At 53.3% G+C, this 576-nt stretch carries 1 protein-coding gene; it reads right to left on the reverse strand.

The window, feature by feature from the left end; translation table 11 throughout:
* Positions 1-14: 14 nt before the first annotated feature.
* Positions 15-576 (reverse strand): IS6-like element IS26 family transposase (locus tag PGQ95_RS26325; RefSeq protein WP_032274760.1); only part of this gene is annotated, 562 nt, incomplete at its 5' end.

Raw genomic sequence — 576 nt, forward strand, 5'->3', positions numbered from 1 at the left:
CTTATTCAAAGGCCTTACATTTCAAAAACTCTGCTTACCAGGCGCATTTCGCCCAGGGGATCACCATAATAAAATGCTGAGGCCTGGCCTTTGCGTAGTGCACGCATCACCTCAATACCTTTGATGGTGGCGTAAGCCGTCTTCATGGATTTAAATCCCAGCGTGGCGCCGATTATCCGTTTCAGTTTGCCATGATCGCATTCAATCACGTTGTTCCGGTACTTAATCTGTCGGTGTTCAACGTCAGACGGGCACCGGCCTTCGCGTTTGAGCAGAGCAAGCGCGCGACCATAGGCGGGCGCTTTATCCGTGTTGATGAATCGCGGGATCTGCCACTTCTTCACGTTGTTGAGGATTTTACCCAGAAACCGGTATGCAGCTTTGCTGTTACGACGGGAGGAGAGATAAAAATCGACAGTGCGGCCCCGGCTGTCGACGGCCCGGTACAGATACGCCCAGCGGCCATTGACCTTCACGTAGGTTTCATCCATGTGCCACGGGCAAAGATCGGAAGGGTTACGCCAGTACCAGCGCAGCCGTTTTTCCATTTCAGGCGCATAACGCTGAACCCAGCGG

It is taken from the genome of Klebsiella sp. 141240 (assembly GCF_050600805.1).
In the GTDB taxonomy this organism is placed as follows: domain Bacteria; phylum Pseudomonadota; class Gammaproteobacteria; order Enterobacterales; family Enterobacteriaceae; genus Klebsiella; species Klebsiella aerogenes.